The sequence below is a fragment of the Janthinobacterium sp. BCJ23 genome (genome assembly GCF_059617945.1).
Map to the genome: position 1 here is coordinate 1 of NZ_JCAQAW010000005.1, position 19728 is coordinate 19728.

Sequence of the window (19728 nt, forward strand, 5' to 3'; positions counted from 1 at the left end):
CCAGCAGCTTGCGGAACATTTCCACGCCGGTGCAAGTCGTTTTGACGGTATCGGTGATACCGACGATTTCGATCTCTTCGCCGACTTTGACAATGCCGCGCTCGATACGACCGGTCACAACGGTACCACGACCCGAGATCGAGAACACGTCTTCCACTGGCATCAGGAAAGCACCGTCAACAGCGCGCTCTGGCGTTGGGATGTAAGCATCCAGCGCATCGGCCAGACGCAGCACTGCGTCAACGCCCATTTCGCCTTCTTTGCCTTCCAGCGCCATACGTGCCGAACCTTTGATGATTGGCAGGTCGTCGCCTGGGAATTCGTACTTCGACAACAGCTCGCGCACTTCCATTTCAACCAGTTCCAGCAGCTCTGCGTCGTCGACCAGGTCGCACTTGTTCAGGAACACGATGATGTATGGAACGCCAACTTGGCGGGCCAGCAGGATGTGTTCGCGGGTCTGTGGCATTGGGCCGTCAGCTGCGGAGCACACCAGGATCGCGCCGTCCATCTGGGCTGCACCGGTAATCATGTTTTTGATGTAATCGGCGTGGCCTGGGCAGTCAACGTGCGCGTAGTGACGCGTTTCCGTTTCGTACTCGACGTGGGCGGTGTTGATCGTGATACCGCGCGCTTTTTCTTCTGGTGCTGCATCGATCTGGTCGTATGCTTTAGCTTCGCCGCCGAATTTCTTCGACAGAACCGTTGCGATTGCAGCGGTCAGCGTGGTTTTACCGTGGTCGACGTGGCCGATGGTGCCGACGTTGACGTGCGGCTTGGTCCGTTCGAATTTACCTTTTGCCATTTTGAACTCCTAATGATTTGATTAGATTGCTCAGGCACACGCCCGACGGTCTGGTTTGAATTGCTTCTGTGCTGCCTGCTGCGAATTCTGGTGCCCTTGACGTGGATCGAACACGTGGCCTCTCCCTTACCAAGGGAGTGCTCTACCACTGAGCTACAAGGGCTGTAATTTGTTGCATGCGATGCATCAAGCATCTGAACGGAAACTGGAGCGGGTGAAGGGAATCGAACCCTCGTCGTAAGCTTGGAAGGCTTCTGCTCTACCATTGAGCTACACCCGCGAGGTATCGTTCACTTTTCTTCACTTGCTTTTTGCTACTACCCAGTTTTCCTTGCAAAAACTTGGTGGAGGGGGCTGGATTCGAACCAGCGTACTCATAGAGAACAGATTTACAGTCTGTCGCCTTTAACCACTCGGCCACCCCTCCGCGGGAACCGCAGAGTATGAAGCATCTACTCACAACTGTCAACCTTATTTACTGATGCCTGACTGCTGCATTTGCGTATAAAGAAGAAGTTGGCTGCTTCGGGGCGTGATTATAAGCTCCCGATTTGAGAATGTGCAAGGGTTGGCGCGAAAAAGTCGACTTTTTTCGCATTTTTTTTATCCATCCTACCTGTAAGCCGCATTTTCCCGTCATTCGCCCCGCATTTTCCTGTTTATCTGGCGTCAGGCGGATGCATCCAGGAGTTGCCTAGCGGCTTATATTTACGCAACAACTGCTGATGCAGCCCCGACAGCACGGGCAATTTGGGGTTGCGCGGGTCCAAACGGCGCACGCCGGCGATAAATGTCAGCGCCTGCTGCCCCATGCGCTCATCCCAGCCCTCGTGCTCCAGGCATTTCAGCACGGCCACGGCCGCATTGAAGACTACTTGCGGATTATCGGGCAGGCGCGTGACGGCCTCGCCCATCAGGTCGACGGCGCCGCGGAAATCGCCCTCTCCCGCCCGGGCGGCGCCGGCCGCCACCATGTCGGCCACTTCCTGGCGGCTTTGCCGCGCCAGCGCCTTGGCCAGCTCTTCGCGTCCCGCCTGTTCGAACACGGCCATGGCGCGCGTCATGGCGGCGCTGTCGGGCGCGTTGCGCATGACTTCGCGCATCACCTCGGCCGCGCCATCCTCGCGCCCATGCGCCAGGCAGTGGCGCGCCAGTTCGGTTTTCAGCATGTTCGAGCCGCCCACGCTGTGACGGTTGGCGGCCAGCGCCGCGTCCAGCGATTGCTGCAGGCGCTCTTCGTTGCCCGTATGCGCATGCAGCATGGCGCTGCACAGGGCGCTGCACAGTTCCGCATTCTTTTGCCCGCCCATTGACTTGTCGAGGTCGCGGATCACGGCGCCCGCCTGCAGCGGGTCGCCCTTGCGCACCAGGGTCTGCACCAGGCGCACATGGTCTTCCGGATCGCGGAATTCCGAATACTTGGCCTTGCTGACCACTAACTTGAGGGATTTTTCCGCCATCTCGATATCGTCGGCCGCCAGGGCCGCCTCGCCCAGGCGGCGCAAGCGACGCACGGCGTGCGGCGACAGGGCTACCGCTTCGCTCAGCGCCGCCTGCGCCAGTTCCGGCTTGCCTTGCGCCAGGTGCGTGCGCGCCAGCCAGTCATAGGCGTCGAGAAAACGCTTGTTGTTTTCCAGCAGTCCCTCCAGGGTGCCCTGCGCCGCTTCGTATTCGCCCAGCAGGAACTGCGTCTTGGCCTGCCCCAGGCGCGCCCAGCCGATGGACTTGCTCTCGTACAAGGCTGCGTAGATCGGCTCGGCGTCGCCCGCCTCGCCCAGCAGCAAATGCAATTCCGCGCGCAGGCGCAGGAAATCCGTGGCGTAGCGCGGATACAGGCTGGCACCCTCGGCGCAGGCGGCGATCGCCGCGCGCTCGTTGCCCACGTCGATCAGTTCATACACGGGCACGAAGGCATTGCGCTTGTCCAGCGCGCGGCCGATGCGCTCGAGCATGTTGTCAGCGGTGAATGGCTTGAGGATGTAATCGGTGGGCAACAGCTCGACGGCACTGACCACCTTGGCAAAGCTGCCTTCGCCCGTGACCATGAAGAACATGGTCGATGCGTGCATCAACTTGTGGTGGCGCAAGTCTTCCAGCATCTGCTGGCCATCCTGCCCGCCGTCGAGGTCGTATTCGCACAGGATCAGATCATACGATTTGCTGCCCAGCATGCGGATCGCCTGACCCGAGCTGGCCGCGTCGTCGATCTTCGCCAGGCAGCACAGGTTGAGCATATTGTGCAGGCTGGCGCGCATGCCCGGATGCGGTTCGATGATCAGTGCGCTGAGGCCCTTGAGTTCTTTCATGTCGTGATGTCCGAAAACTCCGCGGCGCGCCACACTGGTGCGTGGCGCCGGCCAGCATGAGGCTGCCGAGTATATGACGGCGTTGCGCGCAAGGGAATGGCGGCGGGCCGAAAAGCGCCAACGAAGTTGCTGCTCAAGCCGTGGCGTGCTCCGGATGCCACAGTTGCGGCTCGTTGTCGATCAGGTCGAGCAGCGCCGCCACCACTTCCGGATCGAACTGGCTGCCGCTGCGCTGTTCGATGTATTCGCGCACCTGCGGATACGGCCACGGCTCCTTGTAGGGCCGCTCATGCAGCAAGGCATCGAAGACGTCGACCACGGCAACGATGCGCGCGGCCACGGGGATGTCGCGCCCTTTCAGGCCATTCGGGTAGCCGGCGCCATCGAAGTGTTCGTGGTGGCCGCCGGCGATCTGCGCGCCATAGGTCAGGTAGCTGACGCCGTCGACCATGTTGGCGGCCCGCTCGAGGATGGTGCGCCCGACGCTGGCATGCAGCTGCATCTGCGTGCGCTCCTCGTCCGTATGCTTGCCTGGTTTCAATAGCACGGCGTCCGGCGTGGCCACCTTGCCCACGTCGTGCAGGATGCTGGCCAGGCCGATCATGTCGAGCAGTTGCGGGCTGAGCTCGTCGGCATACGCGCCGCGCTGCTGCATGCGCTGGGCGATGGCGTCGGACAAGAGCTGCACGCGCCGCACGTGGCCGCCCGTGTCGCTGTCGCGGAACTCGGCCAGGTCGGCCAGCGCCACGACGGTCGCTTCCTGCGCCTTGCGCAACTGGCCGAACATGTACAGGTTGTCGAAGGCGGCGGCGATGCGCTGGCAAAACACTTCCAGCAGATCGCGCTGGATCTGCGCCAGCGGCCACGGCGGTGTGACGGAGATGGCCAGTTCGCGGTTGCCTTCCGTGTGAATGAACAGCACATTGGCGGGATGCTCGAACTGGCTGCGCTTTTCCGCGAACGCCTTGTCGATGGTGGGCGTGAGCGCGTGATCCGCCGGCATCGCTTCGGATTCGGCCAGCACGGCATATGTGCCCGTGGCGGCCACCACCTCGGGCCGTCCGGCGCCGCCCTGCATCAGGCACAGCACGCCATCGGCGCCCACGTCGAGGATGGCGCTGACCTGGTTGAGCACGCCGGAAGCGAATTCGCGCAGCGAATGGATCTGGTACAGATTGGTGGCGCCGGCGAGGATCTTGCCCAGGCCGATGCGGCTGCGCTCGAGCATCATCAGGCTCTCGTAGGCGCGCAGGGCCGAAATGACGGTGGTAAACAGCTTCTGTGTCGTCAGTTCCGTCTTCGCCTTGTAATCGTTGATGTCGTATTCGATGATGACGCGCTGCTCGGGCGCCTGGCCCGGCTGGCCCGTGCGCAACACGACGCGCACGATGGAGTTGTTCAGGTCGGCGCGGATGCGCTTGGCGAGGATCAGGCCCGCGTCATCCGTTTCCATCACCACGTCGAGCAGTACCAGCGCGATATCGGGCGTGTCGCGCAGGATCTCGTATCCTTCGCGGCCGCTGTAGGCGGAAAACAGTTCCAGTTCGCGGCCCTTGAAACTGACATTGCGCAGCGCCAGCCGCGTGACCGCATGCACATCGACGTCGTCATCGACGATCAGCACACGCCACAGGCGCTGGTCGGGCGCAGCCAGCCCGGAGGGACTGGCCACCGGCTCATCTTCGTCGAGCAGCCAGTTATCATCTGCATCGGCTTTGAGGTCGGTCATGAATACTCCTAAGGGATAAGTTCGATGTGGACGCTGCGTTGACGCATATCAAGCATAATCAGATTAGATGCTGCTTACAACAGGATTCTGCGTACCGCCCTCTCCCGCGGCAGGCGCTGGCGCCGGTATCGAAGCGCCGCTGCGCGGGGCGCCGCCGCAGTTGTCCTGGCCTGGCCCGACGGCCTGGTAGCGCACTTCGTACTTGCCCGCGCTGAGCTGCTCCACCGTCAGCTTGTCATTGCCCAGGATGTACAGGTAGCGCACATTCGAGCGCCGTTCCTGGTCATACAGCTTGACGAAGACGGGCGCCGTGTTGCCGCTGTTATCGATGGTCAAACTCAGTTCGTCGCCTTTGTTGCCGATCGGGAAGCCATCGACATAGCCGGACCGCGCCGGCCAAGGCTCGCCATTCGGCGCCACCAGCGTTGCCGACTCGGCCTGGCTGGCACCATCGCAGACGGGCCGGCTGGCTTTCAGGCTCAGCTGCGCCACGGCCAGCACGCGGATCTCGGGCGCCTTCGCTTGCGCGGGCTCGGCCGCATACGGCTTGCCTACCGCCCAGCTATCGATGGCCACGGCTTCGTTTTTTGCCGGCGGCGTGGCAACGCTATCCGCCGTTGCCGTGTCCGGGTGCGCCTTGCCGCCATCGCGGGCCAGGCCGCTCCAGGCCGAGGCCAGCGCGGCAGGCACGGGCTGCGAGGTATCGAGCATCAGCAAGGCGCCCAGCCAGCCCAGCAGCAGGCAAACAAGCAAACTCAGCCACCAGCGCCAGTTGCGCCAGATGGGCTGCAGGCCGCGCTGCGCCTTGCCCTTTGGCGGCGGCACATCCTGCGCCCAGGCGTGCTCATGCGATTGCGCATGGCCTTTCGCGCGGCCATCGCGGGTCTTGCCTTCTTCGTGGTGGGTGCTTTCCAGCCATTCGATTTCCCACTCCTCGGCGGCGATCCACTCGTCGTGTTCCTTGCGGCGTTGTGGATCGGACAAGGTGCCATAGGCGCTGTTGAGGATCGCCATGATGCGGGCGGCCTTTTCGTCGCCGGGATTCTTGTCTGGATGGTATTTCTGGCTGAGGGCTTTGTACGCGGCACGTATGACTTCCTGCGGCGCCAGGCGCGCCACTTTCAGGTTGTCATAGTGTGTATGTATCTTTCCCATCGTTCTATCTTGAAATCGGTGCGCGGCGACGGGTTCTTGCAGGATGGAACCGTGCTGTGTCGGTCATCATATACGATATGACAAGATAATAACCATCGGCGGACAGGAAATTGCAGGGCGGTACGGCCCTGCCTTGATATTGCCGGCGCTTACAGGCGGTGACTGCGGTCACTGGACAACAGCGCTTCCGGCAACTCCACGCGATGCCCCACCACCAGCACCTTGAACAATTCTCCCATCTCGGCCGGCGACACCAGCTTTTGTACGGCGCTGGCCTGCGGCAAGTACGTCTTGACCTGCTCGGGATCGGTGCGCAGCAGCAAGTCGCCGATACCGGAGCCCAGCAGGAAGGATGCCTGGTTCATGTAGGCGAGCACGTCGAGGCCCGCATCCTGCGCCGCCACCGCCATGGCCGTAAAATCCACGTGGGCCGTGATGTCCTGCAAGCCGGGCAGATAAAACGGTTCAGCATGGGCGTGATGGCGGTAATGGCACATCAGGGTGCCCGTGGCGCGCAAGTCCAGGTAATACTCGTGTGCAGGAAAACCGTAATCGAACAGCACGGCCGCGCCGCCCTGGCCATTCGTCAGCATCTGCGCCAGCGAGCGCATGAAGCCGCAGGCGACGCCATGAATCTCGCTGACATAGCCGACGGGCAAATCATCGGCGCCGGGTACCTGGGCGGCGATCTGCGCGGCCACGTCGGCGCCGGCCGGGCGCTCGACAAACACGAACTGGCCATCGGCAATGCTGACGTCGAGTTCGCACCAGCCGGCCGGTGTCTTGCTGATCAGGTTGACGGGCATGGCGTCGAGCACTTCATTGCCGAACACGGCGCCGTCGAAACTTTCGGGAAAGCCGTCGAGCCACACCACTTGCGGGAAGGCGGCCAGCGCCTGCTCCTGGCGCGCGCGCAATTCGCCGGACAATTCGACGATCGCATACTGTTCGATCGCGATGCCGGCCTGCGCCGCTTCCGTCAGGATATCGAAGGCCAGCTTGCCCGTGCCGGCGCCGAATTCGAGGATGCGCGGGGCCGTTTGCGCCATAATAGCGGCTGCCACATGGGCCAGGGTGGCGCCGAACAGGGGCGAAATCTCCGGTGCGGTTGTAAAATCGCCATCTTTACCCAGCTTGGCGGCGCCGCCGCTGTAATAGCCGAGGTCAGGCGCATACAGCGCCAGCTCCATGAAGCGGACAAAGGGAATGGCGCCGTCATTGCGCGCGATTTCGGCGGCAATCTGGTGCTGCAAGGCATGGGACGCGGCCAGCGCGTCGCTATCGGGTGCGGGAAGAGACATTCCCGCATTGTAGCGAATCGGCGGCGCATGCCGCCAGTGTGGCGTCCACCGAATATCTCAACCATAGCAAAGACATGACAGAAGCAACGACAACGCCCTTCGACAGCACTCCCCGCGTCGCCCTCGTCACGGGCGCGGCGCGCCGCATCGGCCGCGCCATCGCGCTGGGCCTGGCGCGCGACGGCTGGGATATCGCCGTCCATTACCGCGACTCGCGCGAGGAAGCGCAGAGCCTGGTGGCGGAAATCACGGCGCTGGGCCGCCGCGCGCAAGCGTTCCCCTGCGACCTGGCGCAGGAAGAGGCCGTGCGCCAGCTGTTGCCGCAGGCACAGGCGGCGCTGGGGCCAGTGACTTGCGTGGTCAACAACGCATCGTTGTTTGAATACGACAATGCGGGCGATTTTTCCTTCACCGCGCTCGACGCCCACATGCACGCCAACCTGGCCGCTCCCATCCTGCTGGCGCAAGCGCTGTACCAGGCCACCCCGGCAGGCGGGCAAGCCGTGGTCATCAACTTGCTGGATCAAAAACTGTACAATCTCAATCCTGATTTTTTGTCGTACACCCTGTCCAAGGCGGCGCTGCTGTCGGCGACCACCATGCTGGCCCAGGCGCTGGCGCCGAAAGTGCGCGTGGTGGGCATCGCCCCCGGCATCACCATGGTCTCCGGCGAGCAGACGGAAGCGAACTTTGCCAAGGCGCATGAAAACACGCCGCTGGGCCGCTCCAGCACGCCCGAGGATGTGGCCGACTGCGTCTGTTACGTGGCCGGCGCGCGCGCGCTGACGGGCACGACCCTGCTGGTCGATGGCGGCCAGCATCTGATCGGTTTGCCGCGCGACGTCATGTTTTTGACCAAATAATCAGCAGCCCTGCCAAACAACCAGCATTCCAGCATCCCCAAAAAGGTAAAACTATGTCGTCCGCCCTGTACCACCCTCGCCTGGCCGATTGCCGCCGGCTGTTCCTGCGCAATTACGAAGTCCTCATCAACATCGGCGTCTACGACTTCGAAAAAAAGGGCGAGCAGCGCGTCCTCATCAACGTCGACCTGTACATTCCCCTGGCCCTGTCGACGCCCAAGGATGACCAACTGGAAGAGGTGGTCGATTACGACTTCATGCGCGAAACCATCGCCAAGCGCATGGCGCAAGGCCACGTGCAGCTGCAGGAAAGCCTGGTCGACGACGTGCTCGCCGCCATGCTGGCGCACCCGCGCGTGCGCGCCGCGCGCGTGTCGAGCATGAAACCGGACGTGTATCCCGACTGCGAAGGCGTGGGCGTGGAAGTATTCAAAATCAAGGATGAAGTATGAGCAACATGAACGACACCGCAGTCATGGAAACCGCCGTGGAAATTCCGGCCAACGTGGAAGCGCAGAAACTGGCGCGCAAGAAGGCGGAAAAGATCGCCCTGGAAAACAACAAGCTGCACAAGCGCCTGTGCCGCCTGGTGGGGCAAGCCATCGGCGACTTCAACATGATCGAAGACGGCGACAAGGTGATGGTCTGCCTGTCGGGCGGCAAGGATAGCTATGCGCTGCTGGACATTTTGATGACCTTGCGCGAACGCGCGCCGATCCACTTCGATATCGTCGCCGTCAACCTGGATCAAAAGCAGCCGAACTTCCCGCCGGAAATCCTGCCCGCCTACCTGACGGAACTGGGCGTGGCTTTCCATATCGAAAACCAGGATACCTACAGCATCGTCAAGCGTTTGATCCCGGAAGGCAAGACGACGTGTTCGCTGTGCTCGCGCCTGCGCCGCGGCATCCTGTACCGTGTGGCCGACGAGCTGGGCGCCAACAAGATCGCCCTGGGCCACCACCGCGACGACATCCTGGAAACGTTCTTCCTGAATATGTTCTTCGGCGGCAAACTGAAAGGCATGCCGGCCAAGCTGCAATCGGACGACGGCAAGCACATCGTCATCCGCCCGATGGCGTATGTGAAGGAAGAAGACACGCAGCGCTATGCGGAAGTCAAGGGTTTCCCCATCATTCCGTGCGACCTGTGCGGTTCGCAGGAAAACCTGCAGCGCAAGCAGATCAAGGGCTTGATGCGCGAATGGGACAAGAAGTTCCCCGGCCGCGTGGAAAGCATCTTCTCGGCCCTGTCGAACGTGGCGCCATCGCATTTGATGGACCCGAAACTGTTCGGCTTCAAGGACTTGAAGGCGGACGGCGTGGCCAACCCGATGGGCGACATCGCGTTTGACGAAGAGCCGTGCTCGACGCCGACGACGTTCGGCACGATCCCGCTGCAGCAAGGCTGACCCTGACGCACGGCGCCATCATGACGATGGCGCCGTTTCTGTATTAACCTGCCTTAAAACTCTTCCCAGTCGTCGCCGGCCAGCGCTTTCGCGGGAGCCGGCGGCTTCGCCTTGACGGCAATACTGCGCGCGGCAACACGCGGCGCCGGCGCAGGACGCGCGGCTGCCGGCTGTGGCGCCGGGCGGCGCAGCAAGCCTGGCTGCTCGCGCAACTTGAACACGCTGACCACTTGCGCCAGGCCATGCGCCTGCTCCTGCAGCGAACCGGCCGCCGCCGCCGCCTCTTCCACCAGCGCCGCATTTTGCTGCGTCACCTGGTCCATCTGGGTAATCGCCTGGTTGACTTGCCCGATGCCGTGCGTCTGCTCCTGGCTGGCGCTGGAAATCTCGCCGATGATGTCGGTCACGCGCTTGACGCTGGACACCACTTCATCCATCGTCGCGCCGGCCTGGTCGACCAGTTTGGCGCCCACGCCCACCTTGCTGACGGAATCGTCGATCAATCCCTTGATTTCCTTGGCCGCCGCCGCCGAGCGCTGCGCCAGGTTGCGTACCTCGCCGGCCACGACGGCGAAACCGCGGCCCTGCTCGCCGGCCCGCGCCGCTTCCACGGCCGCGTTGAGCGCCAGGATATTCGTCTGGAAGGCGATGCCGTCGATCACGCTGATGATGTCGACGATCTTGCGCGACGATTCGTTGATCGAACCCATCGTCTCTACCACTTCGGCCACCACCGCGCCGCCGCGGCTGGCGATACCGGCCGCCGCGATGGCCAGCTGGTTGGCCTGGCGCGCATTGTCCGCGTTCTGCCTGACGGTGCTGGTCAGTTCTTCCATCGAGGAGGCGGTTTCTTCCAGCGAACCGGCCTGCTGTTCCGTGCGCGACGACAGGTCCAGGTTGCCGGCGGCGATTTCCGACGACGCCGTGGCGATGCTGTCCGTGCCGCTGCGCACCTGGCTGACGATGCCGACCAGATTGTTGTTCATATTGCCCAGGGCCGTCAGCAGCGCCCCCGTTTCGTCCTTCGCCGTCGTGGCGACGGTCTGCGTCAGGTCGCCGGCGGCCACCGTTTCGGCCAGCGCCAGCGCCTGGCGCAGGGGACGCGTGATGCCCGTCGTCAGCAGCCACGAGCACAACACGCCGAACGCCACGGCAAACAGGGTCAGCAGGCTGATGACGGTGGTGTCATGCACGGCGGAAGCGTCGATCTGCTTGGCCGTCGCATCGATGCTTTCGCGCTGCATGGTCACCAGTTCCTGCAGCAAATCCTGGTAGACCTTGGCGGCCGGGGTGAACGCGGTGTCGAGGATGTGCGCCGCGCCTTCCACGTCGCCATCGGCCTTGGCCTTGACGGCGCCATCGCGCGAGGCGCTGTACACCTTGCGCTGTTCGAGGATCTTGGCGAACAAGGCTTTTTCTTTCTCGCCCGCGACCAGCGGCTCGATCTGCTTGAGCAATTCGGCCGCCTTCTTCACGGACGCGGCCGAGTCTTCCTTGAAATACGGTCCCAGCGCCGGGTCGCTGCTCTTGACGATGGCGGCCGTGCGGCGGATCGAGGCAAAGTTCAAGCCATACCAGTCGGTAATCAGGCGTTCCTTGGTCAGCGGTTCGGCCATCATGGCGCGCGTGGACGTCGCCACTTCATTGAGGCGCCACACGCCTACGGTAGCAATCAGAACGGTCATTGCCAGGATCAGGACAAAGCCGATGCTCAGGCGCTTGCCGATCTTGATATTTGCGATAAAGCCCATGGTGTCTTTTCTCTCAATAAGTGCATCGAAGATATATTTAATTCCATATGGAATTTTTTATCTTGCAGATTATACATTGTTGAAATATATGTAGCTGATTTATTGATTTTGAGAAATGTTTCTGTTAAGTTAAAAGTCTCCTCAGCAATCACAGGCGCGCAGTGCGTGTCCGCCCGTCTGTCTCTCAAAGAAACCTATGAAATTTTCCGCATTCCCCCTGAAACAAATCACCTTCGCCGCCGCCCTCGCCTGTGCCGCCAGCGCTCACGGCGCGGCCTTGCCGCCCGCCATCGCGGCCCAGCTGGCAGCCAACTACCCGGCCGTCGAAAGCCTGTACCTGGACTTGCACCGCCACCCGGAACTGGCGTTCCAGGAAGTCGAGACGGCAAAGAAGCTGGCCGAGAAGGTCAAGGCGCTCGGTTTTGACGTGACCACGGGCGTCGGCGGCACGGGTGTCGTCGCCATCCTGCGCAACGGTCCCGGCCCCGTCGTCATGCTGCGCACGGAGATCGACGCCCTGCCCGTGCTGGAAAAAACCGGCTTGCCGTTTGCCAGCAGCGCAGTGGCCAAGAACGCGGCCGGCGAAACCGTGCCGGTGATGCATGCCTGCGGCCACGACGTGCACATGTCGGCCTGGTATGGCAGCGCCAAGCTGATGGCGGACAACCGCCAGCACTGGAGCGGCACCCTGATGCTGGTGGGCCAGCCGGCCGAAGAGCCGCTGCTGGGCGCGGCCGCCATGCTCAAGGACGGCTTGTTTACGCGCTTCCCGAAACCGGACTACGCGCTGTCCTTCCACGATGAAGCGACGCTGCCATCGGGCACGGTGGGCTACCACGCCGGCTACTTCCGCGCCGCCGCCGACACCATCAGCATCACCGTGTACGGCCAGGGCGGCCACGGTGCCGCGCCGCACGACACGCGCGACCCCGTCGTCATGGCCGCGCGCATCGTGCTGGCATTGCAAACCCTGGTCTCCCGCGAAAACAATCCGATGGACCCCGTCGTCATCACGGTGGGCAGCATCCATGGCGGCACGCAGGCCAACATCGTGCCCGACCAGGTCACCATGCAGCTGACGGTGCGCACCTTCAAGGACGCCGTGCGCAAGCGCGTGCTGGCCAGCATCGCGCGTGAAGTCAAGGGTGAAGCGTTTGCCGCCGGCGCGCCGAAAGAGCCGCTGTTGGAAATTCGTCCCGGCACGGACGCCGTCTACAACGATCCGGACCTGACCCTGCGCATGGTGTCTACCCTGCAAAAATCGCTGGGCGCGGCCAATGTGACGGAAATGCCGGCCAAGATGACGTCGGAAGACTTCGCCAACTACGGCCAGGCCGGCGTGAAAGCCGTACTGCTGCATATCGGCGCCGTGGAGCCGTCCAAGCTGGCCGCGGCCAAGGCCAGCGGCAAACCGCTGGCCGGCCCGCACTCGCCGCAGTGGGCGCCCGAGTACCAGCCGACCATCAAGGCGGCGATCACGGCGGAAACGTCGATCCTGCTCGATTTGCTGGGCAAGAAGCAGTAAGCATGGCGTACGCGGGGAAGCCAGCCTTCCCCGCCTGCCTCACCTTGTCCGAAATGCTTTCCTTCATCCCCCTGCTGCAGTAAGCTCGTTGTCTGCCGCCACGCCTGTGCCGGCATCCCTTGCAACCAGACCATGAATGGATACTGTATGCCGACAACCGCGCTCAAACGCCCCGTACTGACCCTGCTGGCCCTCGGCTTTGCCCTCTCCACCGCCTTTGCCGCTCCTGCGCCCACCGACCGCCAGGCCGACCGCTGGGATTTGACGGCGCTGTATCAGAACGACGCCGCGTTCGACGCCGACGCGAAAAAACTGTCGGCCCAGCTGCAGCAGCTGGGCGCCTGCAAGGGGCAGTTGAGCACCTCGCCAGCCCGCCTGAAAAGCTGCCTGGACTTGTACGCCGAGGCGCGCAAGCGCGTCAACACGCTCACCACCTATGCGGCGCAGTATTACGATCAGGATACGGGCGACAGCAAGGGCAACCAGCTGAATCAGCGCGCTGCCCTGCTCGGTAACGATTTCAGCCAGGCGACGACCTTTCTGCAGCCGGAAATCCTCGCCCTGGGCGCCAAACGCATCGATGCCATGCTGGCGCAAGACAAGGGCTTGCAACTATATCGTTTCCAATTGAGTAACATGCTGCGCAGCGCGCCGCATACGCTGGACGCGGCCGGCGAGCAACTGGTGGCGCAATTCGGCCTGGCCACAAGTTCGGCCGCCAGCGTCTACCGCACCCTGGCCAATGCGGAAATCCCGTGGCCCACCGTGAAACTGTCTGACGGCAAGGAGGTGCGCCTCGACCAGGCGGCCTACACGAAATACCGCGGTGACGACCAGCGCGCCGACCGCAAGCTGGTGTTCGACGCCTTCTTCGGCAAGTGGAAAGAGTATGAACGCACGTTTGGCGAGACCCTGTACGGCCAGCTGAAGACGGACGCCGCGTATGCAAAAGTGCGCCGCTATCCCGACTCGCAAAGCGCCGCGCTCGACGCCGACAATTTGCCGCCGGCCGTCTACCAGACCCTGATCGCGCAAACCAACGCCAACCTGCCCACCTTGCACCGCTACTTCAAGCTGCGCGCGCGCATGCTGGGTGTCAAGGACCTGGCCTACTACGACATCTATGCGCCGCTGCTGAAAAGCGACCGCACGTTCCCGCTGGCCGAAGGCAAGCAGATGATGCTCGACTCGGCCGCGCCGCTGGGCCCCGACTACGTCAAGGCATTGAGCGCCGCGGTGGAGGCGCGCTGGATGGATGTGTATCCGCGCCCGCGCAAGGTGGCGGGCGCCTACATGAATGGCGACGCGTACGACGTGCATCCGTTCGTGCTGCTCAACTACACGGACAACTACGAAGCCGTCAGCACCCTGACGCACGAATGGGGCCACGCCATGCACTCGGTGCTGGCCAACAAGGCGCAGCCATCGATCTATGCGCCGTACAGCATCTTTGTCGCGGAAATCGCCTCGACGACGAACGAGGCACTGCTGCTCGACGCACGCCTGAAGCAGGCCAACGATGACGACGAGCGCCTGCTGTACCTGGGCGCGGCGCTGGAAAACCTGCGCGGCACCTTCTTCCGCCAGGCCATGTTCGCCGAATTCGAAGCGGCCATCCACGGCAAGGTAGATAAAGGAGAGTCGCTGACGGGCGAAGAGATCACGGCCATCTACGCCGGCATCCTCAAGCGCTACCACGGCGAAGCGCAGGGCGTCATGACCATCGATCCCGCCTACGCGCTGGAATGGGCCTACGTGCCGCATTTCTATCACGGCTACTATGTGTTCCAGTACGCCACCTCGATCGCGGCGGCGCAGGATTTCGCGCAGCGCATCCTCGACAAGGAACCGGGCGCGCTGGCCGCCTACCTGAAGATGCTCAGTGCGGGCGGCTCGGCCTATCCGTACGAGCTGGTGAAGGCAGCCGGCGTCGACCTGGCCTCGCCGAAACCGTACCAGGCGCTGGTGGCGCGCATGAACGGCATCATGGATCAGATCGAGGCGATTGAAGCGAAGCGGGGGAAATAAAGCCGGGACGAGGCGTAGGTCGGCTTAGCGCAAAGCGCGTAAGCCGACACCCCCCCACAACGCCAACACTGTGTCGGATTACGCGGCTTCGCCGCTAATCCGACCTACCGTTTTCCACTTCCGCCGCCGCAAACGCCGCCGCATCGCTCTCGAACATGTCTTCCAGCTCTTCGCGCGCCTGGCGCGTGAGGGACATGACTTTTTGCTGGTCCTGGAAGTGCGGCGCCACTTCCAGCAAGGTCTTCAGGTTATGCCGGCCAAAGATGCCGGCCGCGCGCTGCGCCCGCTCCTCGCTGAAGCCCACCTGGCGCAAGGTCTGCTCGCCCAGCAGCAGGGCCGCCGCAAACGTCTCGCGCTCGATCAGGGTCACGCCCCGCTTCATCAATTCATAGTAATGCGTGACGTTGCGCGCGCGCGCCAGTATCGTCAGTTCGGGCAGGCGCAGGCGCACGGCGTCGACCAGGGCCAGGCTGTCATCGACATTGTCGATGGCGATCACCAGCGCCCTGGCCTTCTCGATGCCGGCCGCCACCAATAAATCCACACGCGTTGCGTCGCCATAAAACACCTTGAAGCCGAATTTGCGCAGCAGCTCGATCTGGTCCGGGTCGTGATCGAGCACCGTCACGCCGATCTTGTTCGCCGCCAGCAGGCGGCCGATGATCTGGCCGAAGCGTCCGAAGCCGGCGATGACGATGGGATTGTCCTGCGCCTCGATATGGTCGTCGGGACGGCGCTTCTTGTCGCCCTGCAGGCGCGGCGCGACGAATTTGTCGTGCGCCAGCAGCAGCAAGGGCGTGGCCACCATCGACAGGGTCACCACCACGACCAGCAGCGCGGCCGTCTCCGGCGCAAACACGTGCGCAGCCTCGGCGGCGGCAAACACGACGAAGGCGAATTCGCCACCCTGCGACAGCAGCAGCGCAAAGAACAGCTGCTGGCCGCGGGGAATGTCGACAAACTTCGACAGCAGGTACAGCAAGGCGATCTTCACCACCAGCAGCCCCGCCACCAGGGCCAGGATCAGCAAGGGCTGGGCGCGCAGCACGCCGAAATCGACGGACATGCCCACGGCGATGAAGAACAGGCCCAGCAGCAGTCCCTTGAACGGTTCCAGGTCGCTGATCAGCTCATGCCGGTATTCGGAATCGGCCAGCAGCACGCCCGCCATGAAGGTGCCCAGTGCCATCGACAGGCCCACCGATTCCATCAGCACGCAGATGGCGATCACCAGCAGCAGGGCGAAGGCCGTGAAGATTTCGCGCAAATCCGTCCGGGCGATGAAGCGCAGGATGGGGTTGACGAGGAAGCGTCCGCCGATCACCAGCGCCGCCAGCACGGCGGCCAGCTTGGCCACGCGCAGCCAGCCCGGTTCGCCGCTATGCGTAACCAGGCCGCCCAGCAGCGGCACCAGCGCGATCATGGGAATGGCGGCGATATCCTGGAACAGCAGAATCGAAAAGCCGGCGGAACCGGCCGGCGTGCTCATTAATTTACGCTCACCCAGAGTGGCCAGCACGATGGCCGTCGACGACAGCGACAGCCCCAGCGCACCGACCAGCGCCGTGCGCCAATCCACGCCAAACGCCATGGCCACGGCGCACAGCCCCGCGCTGACGACGCCCACCTGCGCCCCGCCCCAGCCGAAAATCGGCCGGCGCAGCAGCCACAATCGCTTCGGCTCGAGCTCCAGGCCGATCAGGAACAGCAGCAGCACCACGCCGAATTCGGAAAAGCTGAGGATCACCTCGACATTCTTGATCAGGCCCAGTCCCCACGGTCCGATGACGACGCCGGCCACCAGATAACCCAGCACGGCGCCCATGCCCAGGCGCTTGGCCAGCGGCACCATGATGATGGCGGCGACCAGGTAAAACAGTATGTTGATGAGAAAGCTGTGGTGTTCCATGCGGATTCCGGGCAGATGTGTGGATGAGACAACATCATGCCTGAAGTGGCGCGCCAGCGTGAAGTGGCTGCCACGCCACGCCGGCTATTTGCGCGCAGCCACCCGCGCCCGCAGGGCGTCGAACATTTTCGGGATGCTGTCACGGCTCATGCTGTCGACGATCCAGCCCAGGCCCATCGGTACCGGGCCCGGGTCCGTGTACACCTGGTACTTGACGGCGGCGCCGCCCGCGTCAAACGGATCAGGCGACAACTGCCAGTAGCCGCTGGTGTCGGCGATGGTGTCTTCCACCTTCAGGCCCTCCATCGGTACCAGCTTCCAGGCCAGGCTGCAGCTGGCGTCGAGCACCTTGGGCGTCATCTTCAGGCGGTACTGCTTGATTTTCCCCATCGGCAGCTTGAGCGTGACGTCGACCAGCGAGGCGCCGCCGCCGGCGGCCGACACCTTGATCTTGTCCACGTTGGGCATGAACTGCGGATAGGCGGCGAAATCCTGGATGGCCGCGCAGACGGTGGCCACGCTGGCCGGCATGCTGGTCGCGGCGGCAAAAGTCTTGCCGGGCATGCCAGCCTTGCTGACGTCGCGCACCTCGAGCGCCGGCGCGGCCGCCAGGGTGGCCAGCGGATAACAGGCGCAGCAGGCGGCCAGGGCGAACAGCAAGGTCTTCATGGTTTTTCCTGCTCGATCTGCGCGCGCAGTGCCGCCACGTCGACGCGTTTGAGGTAGCTTTCGATATTTTTCCACACGGCGTGGTAGCCGTAACCGCCGTTTTTCAGCTCGTCGATCGCCTTCTCGCGCGGCCAGCCCTGGTACAGCATGCGGTACATGGCGGCCATCATGCCCGTGCGGTCGGCGCCGTGCAGGCAATGCAGCAGCACGGGTCCCTGCTGCTCTGCGGCGCGGATACTGCGCATGGTCTCGACCACGTGCTTGTCGCGGATGGCCCAGGTATTGATGGGGATGCGCACGGCGCGGATGCCGCTGCCTTCGAGCACCTGCGTATCGGAGTGGAAGGAGCGCAGGCTGATCACCGTCTTCACGCCCAGCGCCTGCAGCTGGGCCACGTCGCTGCTATCGAGCTTGGCGCTGCGGTACAGGACGGGCGTGACCTGGTGCAGGTTCGACACCTGCGGCAGCGGCGTGGCCCACTCGGTATTGCGCTCGGGCGGCAAGGGCGCCTGCGCGCTGGCGGAACCGGCCGCCAGGGCCAGGGACAACAGCAGGAGATACGGCAAGGTCATGACTTCCTCTTGTATGAAAACCACAGCAGTACGCCAGCCAGCAGCAGCGATACCCAGTAGTCGGTCGGTGCCCACCACAGCCAGTGCTTGTGCCAGGCGATATGGGCCGGATTGAAGTGCGCCACGCCATACGCGGGGTTGAGCACGAACCACAGATAATCCTCGATGATCCAGAACAGCATGATGCAGCCGATGGCGCGGCATTCGAGGCGCAGCGACCATTGCGCCAGGAAGATCATGGGAAAATGGAAAAACAGGGCGATGAAGGGAAAGACCCAGGCATGGTAGCCGGTCATCGGCCGCCCACCCCAGAAGATATCGAGCAGCCAATGGCTTTCGATACGCCAGGTGGGCAGGTTCGCGGCCCAGCCGGCAGCCCCTTCGATCTGGATTTCCACCTGCGCGAAAAATAATCCCAGCAAGGCCACCCAGGCCAGGGTCAGAGCGATCTGCCAGGGTTTTGCCACGGCGCCCGTCAAGCCAGCACCTGCGCCAGTACCTCCAGGGCGGCGCGCGGACGGCCCAGGGCCAGCGCTTTCGCGCGCATGGCTTGCAGCTGCTCGGGATGGTCGAGCAACAGGCGCACGCGGTATTCCAGGGTGACGGCGTCGAATGCCTTCAGGGCCACGCCCTGCTCCAGCAGATAGTCGGCATTGCGCTCTTCCTGTCCGGGAATCGGCGAGTTGACGATCATGGGCAAGCCCAGCGCCAGGCATTCGGACGTGGTCAGGCCGCCCGGCTTGGTGATCACCAGGTCGGCGCACGCCATCAGGCGCTCGACTTCGCTGGTAAAGCCTTGCGCCAGCAGGCGCCCCGGATATTGGCCGGCCAGCGCCTGCAGCGCCGCCAGCGCGGCGGCGTTTTTCCCCGCCAATACGATCAGCTGGAAGTCGCCTGGCAAGGCCAGCAGGCGCGCGGCAACCGTTTCCAGGCTGCCCAGCCCCGCCCCGCCGCCCATCAGCAAAATCGTCGTGCGCCTAGGGTCGAGACCAAACGCCTGCGCGCACTGCACGCGCTCGGGCAGCTGCGCGAACGCGGGCATGATGGGAATGCCCGTCACGTGGATGCGCTCGGCGGGAATGCCTTCGTGGCGCATGCGGAACGCCACTTCGTCGGTGGCGGCGAAATAACCTTCCATCTGCTCGTGCACCCACATGCGGTGCAAGTCGAAATCCGTGACCTGCACCCACACGGGGCAGGACAGCTGGTGCTGGCGCAGGGCGCGCGACAGCAGTTCGGCCGGCAGGAAATGCGTGCAGATGATGGCGTCGGGCTGGAAGGCGGCGATCTGCGTCATCAGCGCGCGCGTGTTGAGGCGCTCGACGGCGCGGCGCAAGCGCTGCATCGAGCTGTCGCGCGGCGCGTCGTGGGTGGCGTGATACAGATAGCCCCACAGTGCGGGCGCCTTGTTGACCAGCTTGATATAGAAATCCGTGTACAGCTTGCGGAAGGCGGGCGTGACGAAATCCATCACGTCCAGATGCAGGGCCAGCGCCGCAGGGCCGCCACCGCCATCGCGCGCCGCATACGCCTCGATGGCTTGCGCCGCGCGCATGTGGCCGGCGCCGGCCGAGACGCTCAGGAGAAGAATTTTTTTTGTCATGGAAAACCGATGCGTGAAACGGGTTGGCGCGGACGCGGAAAATTTATTGGCAGGATAACATTGCTGCAAGCGGTGCGGCTTGATCTGGTCATGCGCGCGTG

Annotated in this window: 16 protein-coding genes and 3 tRNA genes; 5 read left to right on the top strand and 14 right to left on the bottom strand. The window is 63.4% G+C overall.

All coding sequences use genetic code 11. The features are described from left to right. From AC54AG_RS16895 to AC54AG_RS16930, 8 genes are all read right to left on the bottom strand, one after another. On the bottom strand, window positions 1–805 hold an 805-nt coding region (locus AC54AG_RS16895), incomplete at its 3' end, for an elongation factor Tu (protein WP_496631015.1). 88 nt (window positions 806–893) lie between these two features. Continuing rightward, window positions 894–968, bottom strand: a tRNA-Thr gene (locus tag AC54AG_RS16900). A gap of 43 nt (window positions 969–1011) precedes the next feature. Next, a tRNA-Gly gene (locus AC54AG_RS16905) sits at window positions 1012–1085 on the bottom strand. Between the two features lie 62 nt (window positions 1086–1147). Beyond that, window positions 1148–1232: transfer RNA gene (locus tag AC54AG_RS16910), tRNA-Tyr, on the bottom strand. 232 nt (window positions 1233–1464) lie between these two features. Further along, on the bottom strand, window positions 1465–3111 hold the full coding sequence (locus AC54AG_RS16915) for a response regulator (protein ID WP_496631017.1): 1647 nt from the start codon (window positions 3109–3111) through the stop codon (window positions 1465–1467). Between the two features lie 133 nt (window positions 3112–3244). Then, on the bottom strand, window positions 3245–4840 hold the full coding sequence (locus tag AC54AG_RS16920) for a DUF3369 domain-containing protein (protein ID WP_070304557.1): 1596 nt from the start codon (window positions 4838–4840) through the stop codon (window positions 3245–3247). Between the two features lie 63 nt (window positions 4841–4903). After that, on the bottom strand, window positions 4904–5995 hold the full coding sequence (locus AC54AG_RS16925; RefSeq protein WP_319992113.1) for a J domain-containing protein: 1092 nt from the start codon (window positions 5993–5995) through the stop codon (window positions 4904–4906). Window positions 5996–6144: 149 nt separating this feature from the next. After that, window positions 6145–7296: a class I SAM-dependent methyltransferase gene (locus tag AC54AG_RS16930; protein ID WP_496631019.1), complete on the bottom strand. Its 1152-nt coding sequence runs from the start codon at window positions 7294–7296 to the stop codon at window positions 6145–6147. A gap of 74 nt (window positions 7297–7370) precedes the next feature. Here AC54AG_RS16930 and AC54AG_RS16935 point away from each other — a divergent pair, with 74 nt between their 5' ends. From AC54AG_RS16935 to ttcA, 3 genes are read left to right on the top strand one after another with little or no spacing between them, the layout of a single operon-like run. Continuing rightward, on the top strand, window positions 7371–8159 hold the full coding sequence (locus AC54AG_RS16935) for an SDR family oxidoreductase (protein ID WP_219328474.1): 789 nt from the start codon (window positions 7371–7373) through the stop codon (window positions 8157–8159). A 53-nt stretch (window positions 8160–8212) separates the two neighbouring features. Beyond that, a complete protein-coding gene (locus AC54AG_RS16940) occupies window positions 8213–8611 on the top strand; it encodes a dihydroneopterin aldolase (protein ID WP_070304550.1) in 399 nt (132 codons plus the stop codon). Window positions 8612–8616: 5 nt separating this feature from the next. Then, window positions 8617–9570 (top strand): tRNA 2-thiocytidine(32) synthetase TtcA, encoded by a 954-nt coding sequence (ttcA, locus tag AC54AG_RS16945; protein ID WP_413774559.1) that lies wholly within the window; start codon window positions 8617–8619, stop codon window positions 9568–9570. Between the two features lie 53 nt (window positions 9571–9623). Here the strand turns inward: ttcA and AC54AG_RS16950 are convergent, their stop codons facing one another. Beyond that, a complete protein-coding gene (locus AC54AG_RS16950) occupies window positions 9624–11321 on the bottom strand; it encodes a methyl-accepting chemotaxis protein (protein WP_331778292.1) in 1698 nt (565 codons plus the stop codon). Between the two features lie 196 nt (window positions 11322–11517). On the opposite strand from AC54AG_RS16950, the gene AC54AG_RS16955 reads away from it, so the two are divergent. Then, window positions 11518–12846 (top strand): amidohydrolase, encoded by a 1329-nt coding sequence (locus AC54AG_RS16955; RefSeq protein ID WP_496631021.1) that lies wholly within the window; start codon window positions 11518–11520, stop codon window positions 12844–12846. A 147-nt stretch (window positions 12847–12993) separates the two neighbouring features. Further along, on the top strand, window positions 12994–14874 hold the full coding sequence (gene pepF, locus AC54AG_RS16960; protein WP_496631022.1) for an oligoendopeptidase F: 1881 nt from the start codon (window positions 12994–12996) through the stop codon (window positions 14872–14874). A gap of 94 nt (window positions 14875–14968) precedes the next feature. Here the strand turns inward: pepF and kefC are convergent, their stop codons facing one another. From kefC to AC54AG_RS16985, 5 genes are all read right to left on the bottom strand, one after another. Continuing rightward, window positions 14969–16783, bottom strand: coding sequence for a glutathione-regulated potassium-efflux system protein KefC (gene kefC, locus AC54AG_RS16965; protein ID WP_072455771.1), 1815 nt, complete (start codon window positions 16781–16783; stop codon window positions 14969–14971). Between the two features lie 84 nt (window positions 16784–16867). After that, the gene (locus tag AC54AG_RS16970; protein WP_331778288.1) at window positions 16868–17452 is read right to left on the bottom strand and encodes an SRPBCC family protein; all 585 of its coding nucleotides are present in this window, start codon (window positions 17450–17452) and stop codon (window positions 16868–16870) included. Then, on the bottom strand, window positions 17449–18024 hold the full coding sequence (locus tag AC54AG_RS16975; protein WP_496631024.1) for a dual specificity protein phosphatase family protein: 576 nt from the start codon (window positions 18022–18024) through the stop codon (window positions 17449–17451). The genes AC54AG_RS16970 and AC54AG_RS16975 overlap by 4 nt, the downstream gene beginning before the upstream one ends. Further along, window positions 18021–18491, bottom strand: coding sequence for a hypothetical protein (locus AC54AG_RS16980; protein WP_230540300.1), 471 nt, complete (start codon window positions 18489–18491; stop codon window positions 18021–18023). Before AC54AG_RS16980 ends, AC54AG_RS16975 begins: the two co-directional genes overlap by 4 nt. An 8-nt stretch (window positions 18492–18499) precedes the next feature. Next, window positions 18500–19627 carry an MGDG synthase family glycosyltransferase gene (locus tag AC54AG_RS16985; RefSeq protein WP_070304542.1) on the bottom strand — a complete coding sequence of 376 codons (1128 nt, stop codon included), beginning with the start codon at window positions 19625–19627 and terminating at the stop codon, window positions 18500–18502. Window positions 19628–19728: the final 101 nt, after the last annotated feature.

What these genes read in the sequence shown, in the direction of transcription:
- AC54AG_RS16970 (WP_331778288.1), bottom strand. Translation starts at nt 17,452, where the DNA reads ATGAAGACCTTGCTGTTCGCCCTGGCCGCCTGCTGCGCCTGTTATCCG.
- kefC (WP_072455771.1), bottom strand. Translation starts at nt 16,783, where the DNA reads ATGGAACACCACAGCTTTCTCATCAACATACTGTTTTACCTGGTCGCC.
- AC54AG_RS16985 (WP_070304542.1), bottom strand. Translation starts at nt 19,627, where the DNA reads ATGACAAAAAAAATTCTTCTCCTGAGCGTCTCGGCCGGCGCCGGCCAC.
- AC54AG_RS16975 (WP_496631024.1), bottom strand. Translation starts at nt 18,024, where the DNA reads ATGACCTTGCCGTATCTCCTGCTGTTGTCCCTGGCCCTGGCGGCCGGT.
- ttcA (WP_413774559.1), top strand. Translation starts at nt 8,617, where the DNA reads ATGAACGACACCGCAGTCATGGAAACCGCCGTGGAAATTCCGGCCAAC.
- AC54AG_RS16920 (WP_070304557.1), bottom strand. Translation starts at nt 4,840, where the DNA reads ATGACCGACCTCAAAGCCGATGCAGATGATAACTGGCTGCTCGACGAA.
- AC54AG_RS16955 (WP_496631021.1), top strand. Translation starts at nt 11,518, where the DNA reads ATGAAATTTTCCGCATTCCCCCTGAAACAAATCACCTTCGCCGCCGCC.
- AC54AG_RS16935 (WP_219328474.1), top strand. Translation starts at nt 7,371, where the DNA reads ATGACAGAAGCAACGACAACGCCCTTCGACAGCACTCCCCGCGTCGCC.
- AC54AG_RS16915 (WP_496631017.1), bottom strand. Translation starts at nt 3,111, where the DNA reads ATGAAAGAACTCAAGGGCCTCAGCGCACTGATCATCGAACCGCATCCG.
- AC54AG_RS16950 (WP_331778292.1), bottom strand. Translation starts at nt 11,321, where the DNA reads ATGGGCTTTATCGCAAATATCAAGATCGGCAAGCGCCTGAGCATCGGC.
- AC54AG_RS16930 (WP_496631019.1), bottom strand. Translation starts at nt 7,296, where the DNA reads ATGTCTCTTCCCGCACCCGATAGCGACGCGCTGGCCGCGTCCCATGCC.
- AC54AG_RS16940 (WP_070304550.1), top strand. Translation starts at nt 8,213, where the DNA reads ATGTCGTCCGCCCTGTACCACCCTCGCCTGGCCGATTGCCGCCGGCTG.
- AC54AG_RS16925 (WP_319992113.1), bottom strand. Translation starts at nt 5,995, where the DNA reads ATGGGAAAGATACATACACACTATGACAACCTGAAAGTGGCGCGCCTG.
- pepF (WP_496631022.1), top strand. Translation starts at nt 12,994, where the DNA reads ATGCCGACAACCGCGCTCAAACGCCCCGTACTGACCCTGCTGGCCCTC.